Raw genomic sequence first — 20,002 nt, 5'->3', positions numbered from 1 at the left:
ACTAAGTAATCATATGATAAATGTGTATAAATAAGGGAATATAAATATTGTTTTTAAGGAGGCTATTTACCATGCTTGGTATTGGTTTAAGTATTGTCTCTTTGGCTCGTTTTCAATTCGCCATGACAACTGTGTTCCATTTCTTTTTCGTTCCCTTCTCTATTGGAATGGGCGTTTTAGTTGCTGTTATGGAGACCATTTACGCAGTCAAAAAAGACAAGGTATATCTTGATATGGCAAAATTCTGGGGAAAGATTTTTCTTTTAAGTTTTGCCGTTGGTATTGTTACTGGTATTATTCAAGAATTCCAGTTTGGTATGAACTGGTCTGAATATTCACGTTTCATGGGTGATGTATTCGGAGCACCTTTGGCCATTGAAGCCTTACTGGCATTCTTCATCGAATCTGTCTTCATTGGTATTTGGATGTTTACTTGGGATCGTTTCAAACCAGGTCTGCATGCATTTATGATTTGGATGACTGCTATTGGTACTATGTTATCAGCTATTTGGATTCTAGCTGCTAACAGTTTCATGCAACATCCTACAGGCTTCAAGATCAACAATGCCACTGGTCGTATTCAATTGACTGACTTCGGTGCTGTAGTTGCTAATCCACAATTGTGGAGAGTATTTCCACACGTTATTTTAGCCGCAATCTTAACTGCAGGTACTGTTATTGCAGGTATGAGTGCTTGGGGACTATTACGTAAGAAGAAAGACGAAAATCACTTCTTCAAGACTTCATTACGTTTTGGACTCTGGACAAGTTTAATCTTCGCTATTCTATCAGCTGGTGCTGGTGACCTTCAGACTCAACAAATTATCAAAGATCAACCAATGAAATTTGCTGCTACAGAAGGTATTTACAAAGATACTAAAGATCCTGCCCCTTGGACAGTTGTTGAATTAATTAATTCCAAGGACAGAACAGCTTCTCACAAAGTTGAAATCCCAGCAGTATTGAGTTTACTCGCCTATCACAAGACAAGTGGTGCTGTTAAGGGTATGGATACTGTTAACAAAGAACTCCACGCTAAATATGACAAACAATTCGGTAAGGACATGGATTACTATGTTCCACCTAAGACATTGTTCTGGAGCTTCAGAGTTATGACAGGTATTGATGCATTGATAATGTTGATTGCCTTATTCGGTGTTATCTGGTCACGTAAGAAAAAAGATACTATCGAAAACAAGAAATGGTTCATGGTTATCGTTGGACTAGCTATCTGGATTCCATTCATTGGTAATTCCGCTGGTTGGTTCATTACTGAATTTGGTCGTTATCCTTGGATCGTTTATGGCCTATTCACAATTGCTGATGCCGTTTCACCAACATCTACCGTTGGTACGTTGTTATTTAGTAATATCGTTTACTTCTTACTATTCACGTTACTTGGTGGCGTTATGATCTGGTATAGCAGACAAACACTCCACCACGGACCTTATTATGAAATGGAAGACTCAAAACAAAACGTTGATCCATTTGCAAAGGAGGCCTTTGTAAAATGACACTCGCTAATTTATGGTTTATATTGATCGGATTACTATTTGCGATATTCCTATTTCTCGAAGGATTCGACTTCGGTGTAGGTATGTCAACTCGTTTCTTAGCAAAGGATTTTGATGAGCGTCTAGCTTTAATGACATCTATTGGACCTCACTGGGATGGCAATGAAACTTGGCTAGTTACTGCTGGTGGTGCGATGTTTGCATCATTGCCACTAATGTATGCCTCGTTATTCTCAGGCTATTACGTCGTTTTACTATTAGTTCTAGTTGGTTTGATCCTTCGTGGTGTTTCATTTGAATTTGTTAAACATGCTGAAACAAAGACTGGTAAGAATATTTGGATGTGGACTTTCTTTATTGGAAGTTTTCTAGCACCATTCTTACTATGCTTAATGCTTCTCAGTATGGTTCAAGGTATTCCTATGAACGCTAATGGTGATGCCTTTCCAAAATTCTTCGACGTTGTTAACTTACTATCAGTCGTCGGAGGTGTCGCTGGTACACTTCTATCATTAGTCCATGGATTGAACTTCATCAGACTAAGAATAGAAGGTCCACTTCGTGAACGTGCTCGCAAGCTCAATCAAATTCTTTACCCAATCCTTTTCTTAGGTGAAGTAGTCTTCGCAGTATTGGTATTCTTCCAAACAGACTTCTTTACTAAGAGATTTGGTTCATCATTATTTATCACAGTTCTAATCGTTCTCTTCTCACTTCTTGGCTACTACGGAGTATTAAAGGACAGAGAAGGCTGGAGCTTTGCTGGTAGTGGATTATCACTCAGCACGGTTATCGTTCTTCTATTCAACGGATTATTCCCACGTGTAATGATTGCTACAAACCCTGCACACAGTATTTTGATCAAAGATGCTGCTAACTCACAATACACATTAACGATCATGACTATCGTTGCTGCTATATTGGTACCAATCGTAGCTATCTACTTTATTTGGTCATACACACTCTTTACTAAGAGAATCAATCCAAGAGAAAATACGGTGAAATATTAAATGATCGATAAGCGATTATTAAGCTTACCGGGAACAAAGAAACTATTCATAATGCTTGCAGGACTAACCCTCTTGCAAGCATTTGCTATATTATTCCAAGGTAAGTATTTAGCCGAAGCACTTGTAAACTCGTGGGAACAAAAGTCATTACAGACAATTATTATGCCAATGTCGTTATTCGCAGTAGCCTTTATATTACGTCATTGCTTTAATTGGATAAATAACAAAATCGTTGAAAATTATGCAGAAAATACTTCCGAAGAAATTCGTTCCCGCTTACTTGATAAAGTTTATACATCGGGACCATCAATGATTTCTGAGGAAGGTACTGGTAACTTAGTTACCTCATCATTAGATGGAATTGATTTAATTGAGAACTACTTCAAACTTATTTTTACCAAATTAATGAACATGTCGATTATTCCTCCAGTCTTGCTAGTATATATTTACATGCAAAACTTGGCATCAGGAATAACATTGACCGTTATAGTTCCATTGGTCATCTTGTTCATGATCATCTTAGGTCTGGCAGCACAAGCCAAAGCTGATGCACAATATCACCAATACACGATTCTCTCCAACCACTTCCTAGATGCCTTACGTGGTTTACCCACTTTGAAAATGTTGGGATTAAGCAAGCGTTATGCCAAGAATATTTACACCGTCAGTGACGAATATCGTCGTCGTACGATGAATACTCTTCGGATTGCCATTCTATCGACATTTGCACTAGATTGGCTTACAACTCTGGGAATTGCCATCTTAGCCGTATTCTTAGGACTCGGTCTGATCAATAACGACTTCCCACTGTTCCCTGCATTGGTAACACTAATTTTAGCTCCAGAGTATTTCCTACCGCTACGTGACTTTTCAAGTGATTATCATGCCACTTTGAACGGTAAGAATGCTCTCAACTCTATTTTTGAAATTTTGAATTACAAAGATACTGCTAAAGAAGATACGTTCACAAACTTCAAATGGAACGAAAAATCTGAAGTTGATATTAAGAATCTTGTTTTCAATTATTCGAGAGATCAAAGTAACATTGACTCTAGCCTTGATATTGATAGATTGAAACTGTCAGGATACAAGAATATCGGCGTCATCGGTAAATCCGGATCTGGTAAAACCACTTTAATTCGTGCCTTAGGTGGATTCCTAACTCCAGACAGTGGCGTTATAACGATAAATGGACAAAGAGTTAAACATTTCAAACAGCGTGCATGGCAAAATGAACTGACTTTCTTACCACAATCACCATATTTATTTGCCGGAACAATTGCTGAAAATATTGCCTTTTACAAACCAGATGCTACTGAAGAAGAAGTCGAATCAGCCGCTACAAAAGCTGGTTTAACTGATTTCATCAATACATTATCACTTGGTTATCATACGGTAATCGGTGAAGGTGGACGAGGTATCTCTGGAGGACAGCAACAAAGGATCATGTTGGCCCGTGCTTTCTTGGCTAATGACCGTCACGTCCTTATTTTTGATGAGCCAACTGCCCATCTAGATATCGAAACTGAATATGCATTGAAGAAACCAATGGAAGAACTCTTCAAGGATCATCTTGTAATCTTTGCAACGCATCGTCTGCATTGGATTCAGGAAATGGACTATGTCATCGTTATGAATAATGGTCAGATTGCTGAACAAGGTACGCCTGAAGAACTAGCTGACCATAACGGTGCTTACAGTCAATTAATTTCTAATATGCGAGGTGATCAAAATGAACTTCTTTAAGACTTTTAAGGGCGACACCTGGGTCAAACCTTATGTTAAACAATATAAGGGTCTGCTGATCACCGTTCTATTACTAGGTCTGGTTACATCGATCTGTGCATCAGCTTTGATGTTCACATCGGGTTATACAATTGACAAGGCCGCCACACACCCAGTCAATATTCTTCTAATCTATATACCGATTCTTTTAACTCGTGCCTTTGGTATTGGTCGTCCAACCTTCAAATACATCGAACGACTGAAAAGTCACAATTGGGTATTGCGTGTCACTTCCAATTTGAGAACTAGACTATATACAACGCTTGAAAGTGATGCTGCATTCCTAAATGAACATCACAAAACCGGCGATATCATGGGATTATTATCTGAAGATATCAGTCATCTACAGAACTTATACCTGAGAACTGTTTTTCCAACAGTTATTTCATATTTGCTAACAATTATTGGGTCACTGGTACTAGGAATTTATAATCCAGCTTTTGGATTCTTTGTATTCCTACTACTGGCCATTGAAGTTCTGATCGTACCACTAGCATCTGTAGCGATTGAGAGCGCCCGTCGTGAGCGCCAAAAACAGATCAAGGCTGACCTTTATACTAATTTGACTGATAATATTTTAGGAGCTGATGATTGGATCATCTCCGGTCGTCAAAAAGACTTTAAAAATTTATCAGCCAAAAATATTAATGAACTAAATATTTCTAAGAACAAATCCAAGTCATTTAGAAGAAATCGTGATCTGTTCTTACAATTGATATTCGCAGGTATTGCCATTTGCTTCATTGTCTTCACTAATTTGACAATGACCAACGGACAAGAACAGGCCAACTTCGTTTCGGCCGTCGTTCTTTGCCTCTTCCCACTATCGGAGACATTCATTCCGGTGAGTCAAGGATATGAAGAATGGCCCGAATACCGTGATTCAATTATTCGTTTGAACTCATTGAAGCCTGTTGTCTCTGACCTTCCAGAACAAATAGACCTCAATCCAAAAGAATTTCAAGAGATCAAAATCGACAATATTGATTTTGAATATGACGAAGACTCACCTGTTTTGATCAAAAACTTTACTCAGAACATCAAAAAAGGTCAAAAGGTTGCTTTATTAGGACCTAGCGGTATCGGTAAAACTACTATCTTACAACTGATTTTGGGAGACCTTAAACCACAAAAGGGCTCTATCAAAGTTAATGATTACGATATCCAACAAATTCAAGAACATCGTGAACGGATTTTTTCCGTATTGAATCAAAAACCATTTTTATTCAATACTAGCGTTATGAATAATGTTCGTCTTGGTAACGAAAAGAAGTCGGACTCCGAAGTTAAATCAGCACTCGAAAAAGTTGGACTCAAGAGTTTAGTAGAATCACTTCCTGACGGATACAACACATTGGTTGGTGAAAATGGTTCTAACTTCTCCGGTGGTGAACAAGAACGTCTAGCCTTAGCCAGAATTCTACTTCAAGATGCACCAGTCGTATTACTTGATGAACCAACTGTCGGTCTGGATCCAATCACCGAAAATGACCTGCTGACTACTTTCTTCGATGTTTTACAAGATAAGACGATTATCTGGGTAACACATCATCTACAAGGAATAAATCATGTTGACCATGTTATCTTTATGAATTCTGAAGAGATAGAAATGCAAGGTGCACCGCATGACTTATATGAGAACAACGAGCATTTTCGTGAACTATACAAAATGGACCAAGGTTTGTAGTTAAATGCATTGATTATCCTAGGCAAAGGTAGTATATTTGCGCCAATAAAAAGTATTGGTGGTGATCAAAATGTTTAGATGGCTCAGTTATCTTATCTCCTTTGGATTAGTGGCAGCAGTGGTCGTGTGGTTCAAAATGCTTTATACAGACAATCCCTCATTGGATATCTTTTCACTAGGCATTTTGGTATTTACGGCAGTCTTTCTAATCTACAAATATAATCGTAAGACTATTTATAAAAAGAACTATGACAAACTACAAAACAAGGTAATAAAATAAGAGATTAACCGTTATAACGGTTAATCTCTTATTTTATTCGTCTCAATAATTTATTAACAACTTTTTTCAACACTATTTTGTTCTTACCATTTGGTAATTTATTGATTCTTTTCAGAGCATGTTGATTATAGGTTCTAGCAATATCCTTAGCTTGCTCAAGATAGCCATCTTTTTCAACAATATCAGCAGCTTTTTGAATATCATCATTATTCAAATCTGACCCTGATAAAATATCAACTAACTGTTGATTCTTATCTTGTAACCCAAGAATATACGGTAACGTGTAGACACCGTTTTTTAAATCTTCAAAATTGGGTTTTCCAGTGGTACTGCTATCACCGAAGTCCAAAATATCATCAATGATCTGAAATGACATTCCAATATCGTGACCAATATTCTTAGACAGATTAGCCAATTTACTATCGGCACCGCTGACTATAGCACCCATTTCTGTGCTTAAACTGAACAATTCGGCCGTCTTGCCAGATACTTCTCTAATATACATTTTGGCTGTTGCATCAATATTGTAATTAATCAGCATTTGATCTAATTCCCCAATTAAGATCTTCTTCATGCTAAGTGAATTTACCAAAATATCTTTTTGCTGCTGTGAGTATCTCGATATCATTTCAAAATACAAAGTGAATAAATAATCGCCAGCATAGATAGCGTTACGTTTACCATAACGGGTATGGATCGTGGTAGTTCCGCGACGTAGTGGCGAGTCATCAATGACATCATCATGGATCAATGTCGCCACATGCAATAGTTCTAATGAAGCAGCAAGTGGTATCAATTCATCATTTTGCTTCTTGTCAGGACCAAAAGCACTGAACAGTAGAAAGAATGCCGGTCTGAGCATTTTACCGCCAGACGTTAAATCAACTATCATCTGACTTATTTGAGTATTCCTAATTCTAACGCTGCTGTGTATGAATGCAGTCGTCTGATCTAACATGCTATCGACTTGCGGATAGTCTTTCCAAATTGAATGCGCCATGAAATCCCTCTCACCCTATTACTTGTAGTATTGCTAAAACTAATTCTATAATATAGTTTATCAAATCCAAAGGAATGATTTTGTGAAACCTTCTGTATTTTTTGAATTAGTTGAAATCAAAGCAAAGACTGCTAGTGTATTTCCCTTCTTGATGGGGACATTGTACTCATATTATCACTGGCAGTCTATTAATGCTCTTGATTTGATTTTGTTCTTCATAGCCATGTTCTTATTCAATATGGCCGTTGATATCAACGATAACTATTGGGACTACAAGAACGCTACTGGAGCTGAGAGTTTCCGCAGGAACACTAACGTTATCGGCGTTAATCATTTGAATATCCATCTGATTGGATGGATTGATTTTACATTCACAGCTATTGCTGCAATTATCGGTCTATTCATCGTTTACCGTACTGGTTTACCACTATTATTTATGGGATTGTTTTCATTTGCTGTCGGTTTTCTTTATGCCGGTGGTCCACATCCTATTAATCGCGGTCCATTAGGTGAATTCTTCTCTGGTTTCACCATGGGATTCGTAATTTATCTCATTGCAATCTACATTAATGTTTTCGATTCAGCAGCGGTAATTTTAGATTTCAAGTTTTACGGTGATGCTTTACTATCGTCACTACTTACTGTCTTCTCAATTTCTAATCTTCTATTAGCCAACAACATTGCCGATGAAGAAGAAGATAGGACTCTGGGACGTAAGACACTTGTCTATTATCTAACCAAAGACAACTCGATTTTCATCCTCAAATCTCTTTACGTCTTAGGCTACTTGGCATTAACTTGCTCAATAATCATCGGACTATTACCAAAAGCAATGTTTTTGACATTCTTAATTACACCGATTGTCTACAAAAATACCAAAGCTTTTTGCGATAATCCTATTAAAAAGAAGACTTTCCCATTCATCATCAAGAATCTATTAATGATCACATTGACCGAAGTAGTTACTTTCTTTATCGGAGTGTTAATCAACTTCTAAAGTGTAAGTAGTTGTGCAAATTTATAGGTATCTTGTGCAATCATTAATTCTTCATCTGTAGGAACTGTATAGGCAGCAATCTTGGAATCGTTCGTAGTAATGCGAACTTCTTTTCCACGTAATTTGTTGTTATCAGTGTCTATTTTTATACCCAAATACTTGAACGCGTCCAGAATATCCTCACGCACCTCAGGTGAGTTTTCACCGACACCAGCTGTAAATGCTAGAACATCGACACCACCCATTTCAGCAATGTATGATCCAACATATTTAACGATACGATTACGATAAATATCCAATGCTAACTTGGCACGTTTGTTTGTATCTTCTTCCGCTTCAATATCACGCATATCAGCAGAAATACCTGAGATACCCAACAAGCCTGACTTATGATTCAAAATATCGATCATGTCATCAATATCTGTTAAACCAAGTTTTTTCATCAAGTACGGTAGGATAGACACATCAATATCACCACTTCTGGTACTCATAGTAATACCTGACAATGGCGTGAATCCCATCGAAATATCTACTGCCTTACCATTCTTAATGGCACTGATCGAAGCACCGCTTCCTAAATGCATAGCGATAATATTCTTATCATTGATTCCACCATCGACCAATTCATTCAAGCGCTGAGCAATGTAACGATGACTTGTTCCATGGGCACCATACCGGCGGGCCTTGAACTGCTCATAATCAGCAAGATCAACACTGTACAAATAATTGACTTCTGGTATATCAGCAAAAAAGGATGTATCAAAGACAGCAACTTGAATTGCCTTCGGAACTAATTTCTTAAAGACATCAATGTAATAAGCTTCAACTTTATTGTGTAATGGGGCATATTCTGACAATTCAAGAATCTTATCTAGATTCTCTTCCGTAACGATCTCTGACTTTTTAAATACTTCCCCACCAGCAACGACACGATGACCAAAGGCTACAATATCTTCAAATTTCTCAATAATATGTCTTTCTTTTAGAGCATCAAGTAACAACAAAACAGCAATCTCGTTGGATTCAATTGCTTCTTCATGTTCAATTTTTTCACCGTTATATTTGAGTTTAAATACCGACTTAGGTGATCCCAAACGATCGATCATTCCTGAAGCAATTGTCTTTTTTTCGGGCATTTCAAATAGTTTCCACTTCAATGTTGAACTTCCCGCATTTATGGCCATTATCTTCATATATAAATCTCCCTTATTTTTGATATTCACATTTAGCTCAAGTGGTTGTCAGACCGCTACGGAACAACTTTACACCACTTTAAAAAAATGCTACTCTGTAGTAACTATTATAAGTCTTTTGTTGGGGGAATTCATTCGTGAAATTTTTAGATATGCTACGCAAAATTGATAATGAACCAGAGAAAAGTGCTCCAAGTACTGATAGCGCTTCCTCACAAGCGTCTCAAGGAAGTAATGACAACGCCGAAAAAGGCGAAAAAAATAATTTAAATAATGAAGTTGCTGAACAAACTGAACCAAAAGAACAACTTCCAGTCACTACACATGACAAACGTGTCAGCATTGAAGAACAAATGGACGAGCTTTCTCACCACTACGCTCAACTACGTAACGATCTAAAGACAAATCTCTTCTCAGAAAAAGACGAACACGAAACAAAGAAAGAAACTCTCGACAAATACCTAAATACTCTTAAACGTGACCAAAAAGAATCTAGCGAGAAACTAGATGACGTAAAAGCTCAAAACGATGACGCTGAAACAGAACGTCTTGCTGGAGTTCACGCTGATCAAAAGGAACAACAAGGACTCCTCAATCAATTCAAAGAACAACAACGCGAATTATCAGGTAAGATCACTGATAGCCAAAATGATTTAAGTTCTAAACAAGATGACCTATCTAAAAACGAACAAGCTGAAGCCGATATGTCATCATCCATTAAAGAAGAAAAAGATCTCCAAAAGATGATGGTCCTTATGGAGGATCAAAAGAAATCTATCGACAAGTTATACAAAGAACGTGCTGATATTCAAAAAGATATTGCCAATATCAAGGCAGATATTGATTCATTACAAAAAGAACTCGATGATGTAAATAAGAATCTTAACGATACTTCTTCAAATATTAATATGCTCAAATCAAAAGCAAATCAAATTGAAGATAAAATCAAATCAGATCGTAATTATCGTATCGAAACAACTGCTGGACTTGAAAGACATCTTCAAAGCCTCGACGATGAACGTGAAAAAATCGAAGCCGAATTGGAAGAAGTTAATGGCAAAATTGATTACCTTGAAAAGTACATCAAAGATGTTTTCCATTCAGCATACCTAGTTCGTGACGTTTATTTAGACAAGGATAAGGATTACTACGTTGCTGCTGACTCATTCAACAATGAATCACAACAACGAGATGTTTTCGATACTATCCAATTACTTGAGACTAAGTTACAAAAGCCTGTAACGCTTGTTTCCACTTTCTACAATAACCATTTGAACGACTTAGTAGATAAAAATGCTAAAAAAGCTAACATTCATATTCCTAACGTTGTCAGCTTATTTGACCAGTTACAGGCAAGCCCCACACCAACTGACAAGCCCGTTGCAATTCCAGAAAATGACGGTTGGGTAACCAGAACCGACGTTAAATCACATGACACAGTTATTTATGATCAAAATAACACCTTGTTGATGACGGTAGAATATGAAGACAAGAAGATCGACCGTATCAACTACTACAAAAACGATCAGGTAGTTAAAACAAACATCTATAACGCCGCTGGACAATTGTCGTCAGTTCAAAACTTCAATAAAGAAAAGGTTCTTACAGAACAAAACTTCTATCGCACTGATGGATCGATCGTATTAACCGTTATCTTTGAAAGTAAAAAGGCTATTAGTTATCAACTATTTGATAAGAATGGACTATTAGAACACGACTTTAACAGTAAGACTGAACTTATCAACTGGTGGCTAGAAAGTATCTCACCTAATACTGACAATGCTATTTTTGTTGGAAGCAATGATGATTTGCTGTACCAACTATTGATCAAAGCAGACAATTTGGATAGTGAATCAACAATTCCATTGATTCAAAACGTTGCTGACAACATCAAGGATGTTATTGCAACATTGAACAAGAACACTGATATGAACAACATTCTGGTTCAATATAGTAAGGATCTTCATGCAATTGAAGGTGAAACTACACGTGATATTAGTGTTAGTGTCATTAGAACTTCAACTAGCAGCGAACTTGCATTACCAGAATCACTAGAAATATAATAGAATAAATATTAATGGGGTACTCATCTGTTTGAGTGCCCTTTTTCTAAGTTTAGGAAAGTGAAAAAAACTATGAAAACCATATCCGTAATTGTCCCTTGTTATAACGAAGAGGAATCTATAAATCTGTATTATGACGCTATGACTAAGGTTAAAAATGATACTACCAAATTCAAATTTGAATATTGGTTCATTGATGACGGATCAAGTGACCATACTTATACCGTCTTAAAAGATCTGCAAGCACTTCACAGTGATGAGGTTCATTACATTTCCTTTTCTAGAAACTTTGGTAAGGAAGCAGCGCTTTATGCTGGGCTCAATGAAGTTAAAGGTGATTATACTGCCGTTATGGACGTTGACCTACAAGACCCACCTGAAATGCTCCTAGAAATGTTTGATGATCTAGAATCTGGCGAATACGATTGTGTTGGTACAGCTAGAATGGATCGTGACGGTGAGAATTCCATTATTTCGTTCTTCTCTAATGGGTTCTACGGTGTTATTAACAAAATGTCTCAGACCAAAATCATCCCTGGTGCTCGTGATTATCGCTTAATGACCAGACAAATGGTTAACGCTATTCTATCAATGACTGAGTACAATCGATTCTCCAAAGGTATTTTTAGTTGGGTCGGGTTTCGAACAAAGTATCTTCCCTATAAGAATCGTGAACGTGTTGCTGGTAAAACCTCATGGAATTTTTGGAAATTACTCAAATATGCCATAACAGGAATCATTGACTTTTCAGAACGCCCATTAATGTTTGCGACATGGATGGGAATATTCTTCTCTGGAGTTTCTGTTCTAGCAATCATTGCTATTATCATTCGTAAACTAGTTTTCCCTCTCAGCAGTGTTACAGGTTGGGCTTCGATGGTATCGATCATTCTATTGATCGGTGGAATTCAATTATTAAGTATTGGTATCCTTGGCGAATACATCGGCAAAATATTCTTAGAAGTCAAAAAACGTCCAATTTATATTATCAGAGAAAAAAAATAAGCTAAACAGTCGAGATGACAATCTCGATTTTTTTGTACAAATTTTCTTATCATTTGATAAATGATTAAATACTACCACCGAATAGGCTATAATAGACATAACGAACATGAGGACGGATAACAAAATGAATTCACGCGACAAACAAGCAGAGAACACAAAAAATGCAATTTTACGAGTAGCTGCCAAAGATTTTTTATCACAAGGATATCAGGCTACTTCTACTAGAAAAATTGCCCAGGAGTTGAATATCACTCAACCAAACATGTACCATTACTACAAGAATAAAAAAGTTTTATACGCCAAAGCAATTGAGCATGAAGTCGGTGGATTCAGTGAGAAGTTATATGCTGAATATAACAAGAATAAGGATTTACCATTTGATGAAATGCTAACAACTATATCAACTTTCATGATCACTAATTTTAAATTAAACTTTTTTATGTTGCGACATGATTTGGATACTGTTTTTACTGATGAAGAGAAAAAAGAAATCAGTAAGAATTGGGATGGCGGATATTACAAAGTTTTATTCAATATTTTTCAAGCTCACAAAGACGAATTACGTACGGACCTATCGATCCCTGTACAAGTAGGAACTTTTTTGACAATGTTAGTTCCTTACATTGAATACAGCGAAGCTAAACGTAAAAGAAACATTGCAAATCTTAACACCATGATCAAAATATTTATTCATGGTATCAAAAAAGAATAGGAGAACTAATGGAATTTATAACCCTTCTGGCATTAATGCTCTTCCTAACGTTGATCGTTAGTCACATCTTCAATAAAATGAACCTCCCTGCTGTTATCGGACAGCTGATTCTTGGTGTCATTCTCGGTAAGGGATTGCTGAACATAGTTCATTCAACTAATGAATTACAACTGTTCGCTGATATTGGTGTTATTATGATGATGTTCATTGCTGGATTGGAAAGTGACTTGAAATTACTGCGAAAACACTTAGGACCTAGCATTACCGTCGCTATATTTGGGGTTATACTTCCTGTTTTACTGACACTACTAACGTCACTAATCTTCGGTATCAATATGCGCGAAAGTATCTTCATTTCAGTAGTGTTTGCGGCCACATCAGTTTCTATTTCAGTTGAGGTGTTAAAGAGCCTCAATTATTTATCAAGTACTTCCGGCACAGTTATTCTTGGGGCAGCTGTTGCTGATGATATTTTAGCAATTTCTATTTTAAGTGTGATGTCTGGAACTTTGACGGGACACTTTTCAATCAAAAAAATCGGCATTCTCATGGCACTATGGTTATTATTTGTAATCGTCACTTATATCGCCTATCGTTTTGTAGTACCAGCAATTATGAAACTTGCTGATTACACTGAAGCTACTCATGCTCCAACTATTACTGCATTAGTGATTTGTTTGCTATTTGCTTACTTTGCTGATTGGGTACAGTTGGATTCAGTCTTAGGGGCCTTTGTTGCCGGTATTGCGATCTCCAACACACCAAACTACAACAACAAGATCAATCGTAATATTGAAATAGTCGGATATTCAATTTTTATTCCGATCTTTTTCATCAGTATCGGATTGAACCTTGAATTTAATAGTTTGATCAAAGATTTCTGGTTGATTCTAACATTCACTATTACCGGTATTATCGGCAAACTCATTGGAGCTGGATTCGGTGCAAGGATTTCTGGTTTCGATATGAAGGACTCTTACGTTATCGGTTCTGGTATGATTTCGCGTGGTGAGATGGCACTGATTGTTGCCCAAGTTGGATACAGTGTTCATCTACTATCCGAAGAATATTATTCAGCCGTTATCATTAGTATCATTCTGATCACGATCTTGGCACCATTCTTTCTAAAGCATTCTATTAGCAAAAATCCTATTTAGCCTTATCAGTACCACTTATTTGAAGAAAAGATATATAATGGTAGCGTAAACAATTTTTTAATCAATTACATGAAGGAGAAGGTTATTATGGCACATATTTTAGTACTTGGCGCTGGATACGGTGGGTTAACAGCCGCTCGTGACCTTGCCAAATCCACACCAGCAGGAACACAGATCGACTTAGTAGATAAGAACACAATGCACGTTGAAAAAACCGGACTACACATGATTGCAGCAGGAACAACAAGACCTGATGCTGTTAGTTTTGATATTCGTTCGGTTCTTCCTTCAAACGTCAACTTTATTCAAGCGTCTGTTAAAGAATTAGATCTTGATAATAAGACTGTTCATTTTGAAGATCATGATGATATTATTTATGACTATATTGTCGTAGCTCTTGGCTTCCGCTCTGAAGACTTCGGTCTAGAAGGTGCTAGCGACAATGCCCTCATCCTCCAAGACTTAGATACAGCTAAGAATATATATAAACAGTTAAATAAAAATATTGCCAACTACAAAGATTCTCAAGATCCAGCTGACTTAAGCATCGTTGTTTGTGGTGCTGGATTCACTGGTATCGAGATCCTTGGTGAATTAGTTGATACAGTTAAGATTCTTAAAGCAAAATATGGCGTTCCAGAAATCAAAGTTACATGTCTAGAAATGGCAACAAGAATCCTTCCTATGTTTGACGAAGGACTTGCTAACTATGCAGTTTCATATCTTGAAAAGAACGGTATAAAACTACTAACAGGCGCTAAGATCACAAAAATCGAACCTAAAGCTGTTGTTTACATGGACGGCGAAGAAGAGAAAAAGGTCGAAGGAAGCACTATTCTTTGGACTGTTGGTGTTAGTGGTAGTGACGTTATCAAAGACTCTGGTATCGAAGCTAGAAGAAACCGTGTTATGACAACATCATTCCTTAACCTCGAAGAACATCCCGAAGCATACTTCATCGGTGATGATTCAGCCATGATCCCAGAAGGACAAGAACGTCCATTGCCAACAACTGGACAACTTGCTTCTGCTGAAGGTGTCGCTGTAGCCTTCAACATTGGTGCCGCTTTGAATGGCAAAGAATTGAAACCATTCGTATACAGTTCAATGGGTACAGTTGCTTCATTAGGTCAAAACCATGGTATTGCCGAAATCTTGAGTAAAGGTTACAAGTTCAAGGGTCACACAGCTTCACTTATCAAACATCTATCAGGAGACAGAAGTTTGATGGAAGTTGCCGGACTCAAGACAGCCTTCAAGAAAGGTACCATTTAATTTGAAATTAATCTTAAATTAATTTTTTTCATATAAATCAATAGGCGCTGTAATCCCTAACCGGATTATAGCGCCTATTTTTGGTTTAATGCTTGAAAGTTGACCATCTATCACTCTCTGATAAACAGTAAATCACGTTCAATCGGATCAGAAATCGAATAGACTTTATTCTTAAATAGTTTCTTCAATCCTTTGACTATAGCTACATCAATAATTGCTACCAAAATAATTGTAAAAACAACTCCAAATAACTGCAGACTCAACAATTTGATTCCACCACCGTATAACAACCCACTATTAATGACATTGGGATTAACTGATTTTGTTGCAAACAATCCTGTTGCAACAGAACCAATAATTCCACTAACTCCATGACAACCGAAAATATCTAGATAATCGTTTAAATGCAGGCGATACTTCAGATAATTCATAAAATAAAAACTTCCGATTGCTGAGACAGTTCCGATCAACAAGGCTCCTGTAACACTCACATATCCTGCACCAGGTGTAATCCCAACCAATCCACAAATTGCCCCCGTACAAATACCGCTTAAAGTTGCACGTTTCTTATATATTTTTTCTAAAATGATCCAAGTTACTAATCCCGCACACGGCGCAATGGTCGTAGTAAAGAACGCTTGAATTGCTTGAGTGTTCAAACCCAATGCGCTACCTGCATTGAAACCATACCAGCCGATCCATAACAATGTAGTTCCCAGCAATATCCAAAGATCATTACCTTTAGCTGGTTCTTCTGGTTTATATGGTTTTCGCAAAAAATTCGATAGAACTAATGCTGTTATTCCAGCATTAATGTGAATAACCGTTCCTCCAGCAAAATCTAGAATCCCCATGTTTGCCAGTACCCCAGAACTAGACCAAACCATGTGTACCAATGGATAATAGATAAAAATTGACCATAAAACTACAAATGAAATAACGAATTTGATCTTATTGTCAGCAATCGCTCCTAAAAATAACGCTGGTGTTAAAATGGCGAACATCATCTGAAACAATAAATATACAGCTGTCGGCAATTTGGTTTGACCAATCAATGCATTCAAATTAATTCCCGATAAAAACATATGATCAAACTTACCTATAATACCCAAACTATTACCATCAAACGACATTGAATATCCTACTGCGATCCATAATAACCCGGCGACACCAAACATCATGAAACTATCAAAAAGGATCTTAGTTACATTCTTTTCTGGCACAAATCCCGCATAAAAAGCCGCAATACCTGGTGTCATTAACCAAACTAACAGCGTTGCTAAAATCATGAACCCTACATTCATAATCGCCACACCCCGTCCTGATATTTTAATTGCCATATTTTAATGCAATTATTTTTAGAAGTATATCAATACCACCTTAATAGACGATTCGTAATTTATCGGTAAATATAAGCTATAAAAATTGTTAAATTAATAAAATGATATTAATATCTTTCGTAAATGAGAGGTGATAACTATGTCTGTTAAGAAAAATCAAAGCTGTATAATTTGCCGCAAACGCTTCTCTCAAACTGAAGGACTATTCTTGAGAGATCTAACTGACAGTTTGAAACAGTCAGTTATTAAGCGGAACGATTTTGCTAGAGATTCTAGTTTCATCTGTCTAAAGGACTTGCAGATAATCCGACTCGCCAAAATGCAGAATATCATCGAAAAAGATCTGGATATCGACCGTCGAATGAATGCCGAATTGGAAAAGGAGTTATCAAAGAATACCTACGTGATCAGAAACCTCAATGATACTATTCACGGCAAGTTAACCCGTGGTCAAAAACTATCTGATGCAGTCGCTCATTTCGGTGGTAGTTGGGGCTTCATCATTTCATTTGTCATAATCTTGATCATCTGGATGGCAGTAAACGTCGTTCACTTCCTTGGTATAAACTTCGATCCTTACCCTTTTATACTTCTCAATCTATTTCTAAGCTGCATTGCTGCGATTCAAGCTCCTATCATCATGATGAGCCAAAACCGTCAAGCAGAACGTGACCGTTTTGATGCTGAAAATGATTATCGTACTAACAACAAATCTGAAATGGAAATTAGAATTTTACACGAAAAAATCGACCAATTGAATGAAGTTCAATGGCCACACTTACTGGATATTCAAAAGATGCAGATAGAAGTTCTTAGCGAACTGGAAAACGAGATCCAGTCGATCCGGACCGAGCAGGAAAAAACCAAGAATCCCGGACACTATCGGCATCAAAATAAAAATCTTTAATTATAAACTAGTATCACCATGCAAATCGGGAGGATAAGATGATGAATAAAACAACATCCTCATTTTCAAAATTAGGTATGCTGATAACTTTAGGAATTGTCTACGGTGATATTGGTACATCTCCACTTTACGTTATGAACGCCATTATCAATGACGCTGGCAATATGAAGAGTGCCGTTCCTGAATATATTATCGGCAGTATTTCGCTGATTTTTTGGACTTTGATGCTTATCACTACTATTAAGTATGTAATGATTGCCATGAAAGCTGACAATAACCATGAAGGTGGCATATTCGCCCTCTATGCTTTAGTACGCTCTAAAAAATGGCTGATCATCCCTGCTTTGATAGGCGGTTCTGCTCTTCTAGCCGACGGGACACTTACACCTGCAGTTACTGTAACTTCAACGATTGAAGGCTTAAAAGGTCAGTCTATCGCCGGATTCACATTTTCTAACAGTCAAAATATTGTTTTGGTTCTAGTAACCGTGATCCTACTGACAATTTTTGTCATTCAAAAGTTTGGAACCGAACGTATCGGTAGATCATTTGGACCCATCATGCTGGTATGGTTCAGTTTCATTGGGATTATGGGTTTATCCAATATTTTTAACGACCTCAGCGTTCTAAAAGCCTTCTCACCCATCTATGCCGTCAAGATCCTGACTAGTCCTGTCAATCACGTTGGTATCTTCATTCTAGGTAGCGTCTTCCTTGCTACTACTGGTGCTGAAGCATTGTACTCAGATATGGGACAGGTTGGAAAATACAATATTTATGGTACCTGGCCATTTGTCTGCACCATGTTGATGCTCAATTATCTTGGACAAGGTGCTTGGGTCATGACCCATTATTTGGACAAGCAATATATGAATCTCAATACGATTAATCCATTTTACGAGATGTTACCAGGAGAACTACGCATCTTTGCTATTTTGATTGCCACAATGGCAGCCATTATTGCCTCTCAAGCCTTAATAACTGGTTCCTTTACCTTAGTAGAAGAAGCCATTGGACTCAAGATTCTACCAAGATTACGAGTTAAATTCCCAGGCGACATCAAGAGTCAACTATACATCGGCTCAGTTAATTGGCTACTTTGCTTGGTAACTCTCAGCGTTGTTTGGAGTTTTAAGACGTCTGAGCATATGGAAGCAGCATATGGATTAGCAATCACGATGACCATGCTGATGACAACCATTTTGCTACACCAATTCTTAGTGATGAAGCATCACCGAGTTGGTGCAGGAATCTTCGTAACTTTCTTCATTACTCTGGAGTCATTGTTCTTTATCTCCAGTTTGACTAAGTTCATTCATGGTGGCTACGTTACCGTCATGATCACAGCTATCATTCTAATGATCATGGTCGTTTGGTATTACGGTAACAAACGTCGAGATTCATATCTGGATGAAAGCCAGTCTGTTTCTTTGATAGACTACATCCCACAACTAGAAAAATTGAGCAAAGACGATCAGATACCACTTTACGCTACTAATCTAGTCTTTCTTAACCGTATCGAAGACGATTATGCCATCAAACGTTCAATAATCTATTCCATCCTTGACCAAGAACCAAAACGTGCCAAGGTTTACTGGTTCATCACTGTTAATCAGACCAATAATCCTTACGACTGTAATTACAGCATCGATATGATGCATACGAGAAACGTCGTCAATGTCCAACTCAATCTAGGATTCAAGAAGTCGCAACACGTCAATATTTATATCAGACAAATCGTTAACGAATTGTTAGACGATAAAATCATTGATCCTCAAATACCTGATTATTCCATGATACGAAACCGTCGTGCCGGCTCATTCAAATTCGTTATTTTAAATGAACAATTCCAAGATCTTGGAGCTCAAGAACATATGAGTGGATTAGACAGATTCTTAATTGGTGGACGAATTCTCTTACAAAATATCACGTTGCCACCAGCATTGTGGTATGGATTGGAATTCAGCGATGTTACTGAAGAGAAGGTTCCATTATTTCTTGGTAGTCACGTAGATCATTATTTAGTACAGAAAAAAATTATGAATACACAAAAATAACCTTTCCAAATTGGGAAGGC

The 20,002-nt window shown here is 37.2% G+C and carries 16 protein-coding genes; 13 read left to right on the top strand and 3 right to left on the bottom strand.

The genetic code is table 11. The annotated features are described in order from the left end of the window. The first annotated feature begins 71 nt into the window (after window positions 1-71). The 5 genes from EKM66_RS02625 (at window position 72) to EKM66_RS02605 (ending at window position 6,276) form a co-directional block, all read left to right on the top strand. A complete protein-coding gene (locus EKM66_RS02625) occupies window positions 72-1,514 on the top strand; it encodes a cytochrome ubiquinol oxidase subunit I (RefSeq protein WP_125761411.1) in 1,443 nt (480 codons plus the stop codon). Continuing rightward, entirely contained in the window at window positions 1,511-2,524 is a 1,014-nt protein-coding gene (gene cydB / locus EKM66_RS02620; RefSeq protein ID WP_125761408.1) for a cytochrome d ubiquinol oxidase subunit II, read from the top strand. Before EKM66_RS02625 ends, cydB begins: the two co-directional genes overlap by 4 nt. Beyond that, window positions 2,525-4,270: a thiol reductant ABC exporter subunit CydD gene (gene cydD, locus EKM66_RS02615; protein WP_125761406.1), complete on the top strand. Its 1,746-nt coding sequence runs from the start codon at window positions 2,525-2,527 to the stop codon at window positions 4,268-4,270. Beyond that, complete coding sequence (gene cydC, locus EKM66_RS02610) at window positions 4,257-5,996, top strand: thiol reductant ABC exporter subunit CydC (protein ID WP_125761404.1); 1,740 nt, start codon at window positions 4,257-4,259, stop codon at window positions 5,994-5,996. Before cydD ends, cydC begins: the two co-directional genes overlap by 14 nt. Before the next feature lie 70 nt (window positions 5,997-6,066). Then, on the top strand, window positions 6,067-6,276 hold the full coding sequence (locus tag EKM66_RS02605) for a hypothetical protein (protein ID WP_125761402.1): 210 nt from the start codon (window positions 6,067-6,069) through the stop codon (window positions 6,274-6,276). A gap of 28 nt (window positions 6,277-6,304) precedes the next feature. Here EKM66_RS02605 and EKM66_RS02600 read toward each other — a convergent pair whose 3' ends face one another. After that, complete coding sequence (locus EKM66_RS02600; RefSeq protein ID WP_125761400.1) at window positions 6,305-7,276, bottom strand: polyprenyl synthetase family protein; 972 nt, start codon at window positions 7,274-7,276, stop codon at window positions 6,305-6,307. An 82-nt stretch (window positions 7,277-7,358) separates the two neighbouring features. On the opposite strand from EKM66_RS02600, the gene EKM66_RS02595 reads away from it, so the two are divergent. Then, window positions 7,359-8,273, top strand: coding sequence for a 1,4-dihydroxy-2-naphthoate polyprenyltransferase (locus EKM66_RS02595; protein WP_125761398.1), 915 nt, complete (start codon window positions 7,359-7,361; stop codon window positions 8,271-8,273). Here EKM66_RS02595 and EKM66_RS02590 read toward each other — a convergent pair. Next, window positions 8,270-9,466, bottom strand: a complete 1,197-nt coding sequence (locus tag EKM66_RS02590; RefSeq protein WP_125761396.1) for an acetate/propionate family kinase — start codon at window positions 9,464-9,466, stop codon at window positions 8,270-8,272. The genes EKM66_RS02595 and EKM66_RS02590 overlap by 4 nt on opposite strands. A 137-nt stretch (window positions 9,467-9,603) precedes the next feature. On the opposite strand from EKM66_RS02590, the gene EKM66_RS02585 reads away from it, so the two are divergent. From EKM66_RS02585 to EKM66_RS02565, 5 genes are all read left to right on the top strand, one after another. Beyond that, window positions 9,604-11,529: a coiled-coil domain-containing protein gene (locus EKM66_RS02585; RefSeq protein ID WP_125761393.1), complete on the top strand. Its 1,926-nt coding sequence runs from the start codon at window positions 9,604-9,606 to the stop codon at window positions 11,527-11,529. 72 nt (window positions 11,530-11,601) lie between these two features. Then, window positions 11,602-12,534 (top strand): glycosyltransferase family 2 protein, encoded by a 933-nt coding sequence (locus EKM66_RS02580; protein ID WP_125761391.1) that lies wholly within the window; start codon window positions 11,602-11,604, stop codon window positions 12,532-12,534. Between the two features lie 124 nt (window positions 12,535-12,658). Then, the gene (locus EKM66_RS02575; protein WP_125761389.1) at window positions 12,659-13,246 is read left to right on the top strand and encodes a TetR/AcrR family transcriptional regulator; all 588 of its coding nucleotides are present in this window, start codon (window positions 12,659-12,661) and stop codon (window positions 13,244-13,246) included. Between the two features lie 8 nt (window positions 13,247-13,254). Beyond that, a complete protein-coding gene (locus EKM66_RS02570; RefSeq protein ID WP_125761388.1) occupies window positions 13,255-14,403 on the top strand; it encodes a cation:proton antiporter in 1,149 nt (382 codons plus the stop codon). Between the two features lie 87 nt (window positions 14,404-14,490). Beyond that, window positions 14,491-15,678, top strand: coding sequence for an NAD(P)/FAD-dependent oxidoreductase (locus tag EKM66_RS02565; protein ID WP_125761386.1), 1,188 nt, complete (start codon window positions 14,491-14,493; stop codon window positions 15,676-15,678). Window positions 15,679-15,788: 110 nt separating this feature from the next. On the opposite strand, the gene EKM66_RS02560 is transcribed toward EKM66_RS02565, so the two are convergent. Next, complete coding sequence (locus tag EKM66_RS02560; protein WP_125761658.1) at window positions 15,789-16,982, bottom strand: ammonium transporter; 1,194 nt, start codon at window positions 16,980-16,982, stop codon at window positions 15,789-15,791. A 175-nt stretch (window positions 16,983-17,157) separates the two neighbouring features. Here EKM66_RS02560 and EKM66_RS02555 point away from each other — a divergent pair, with 175 nt between their 5' ends. Next, complete coding sequence (locus tag EKM66_RS02555) at window positions 17,158-17,925, top strand: DUF1003 domain-containing protein (protein ID WP_125761384.1); 768 nt, start codon at window positions 17,158-17,160, stop codon at window positions 17,923-17,925. 41 nt (window positions 17,926-17,966) lie between these two features. Then, window positions 17,967-19,982 (top strand): KUP/HAK/KT family potassium transporter, encoded by a 2,016-nt coding sequence (locus EKM66_RS02550; RefSeq protein WP_125761656.1) that lies wholly within the window; start codon window positions 17,967-17,969, stop codon window positions 19,980-19,982. The last annotated feature ends 20 nt before the right edge of the window (window positions 19,983-20,002 follow it).

Origin of the sequence: Companilactobacillus hulinensis, assembly GCF_003946555.1 — a bacterium.
GTDB classification, from domain to species: domain Bacteria; phylum Bacillota; class Bacilli; order Lactobacillales; family Lactobacillaceae; genus Companilactobacillus; species Companilactobacillus hulinensis.
The sequence above is the reverse complement of the archived record's forward strand: the minus strand, read 5'-3'. Positions and strand labels throughout refer to the sequence as shown.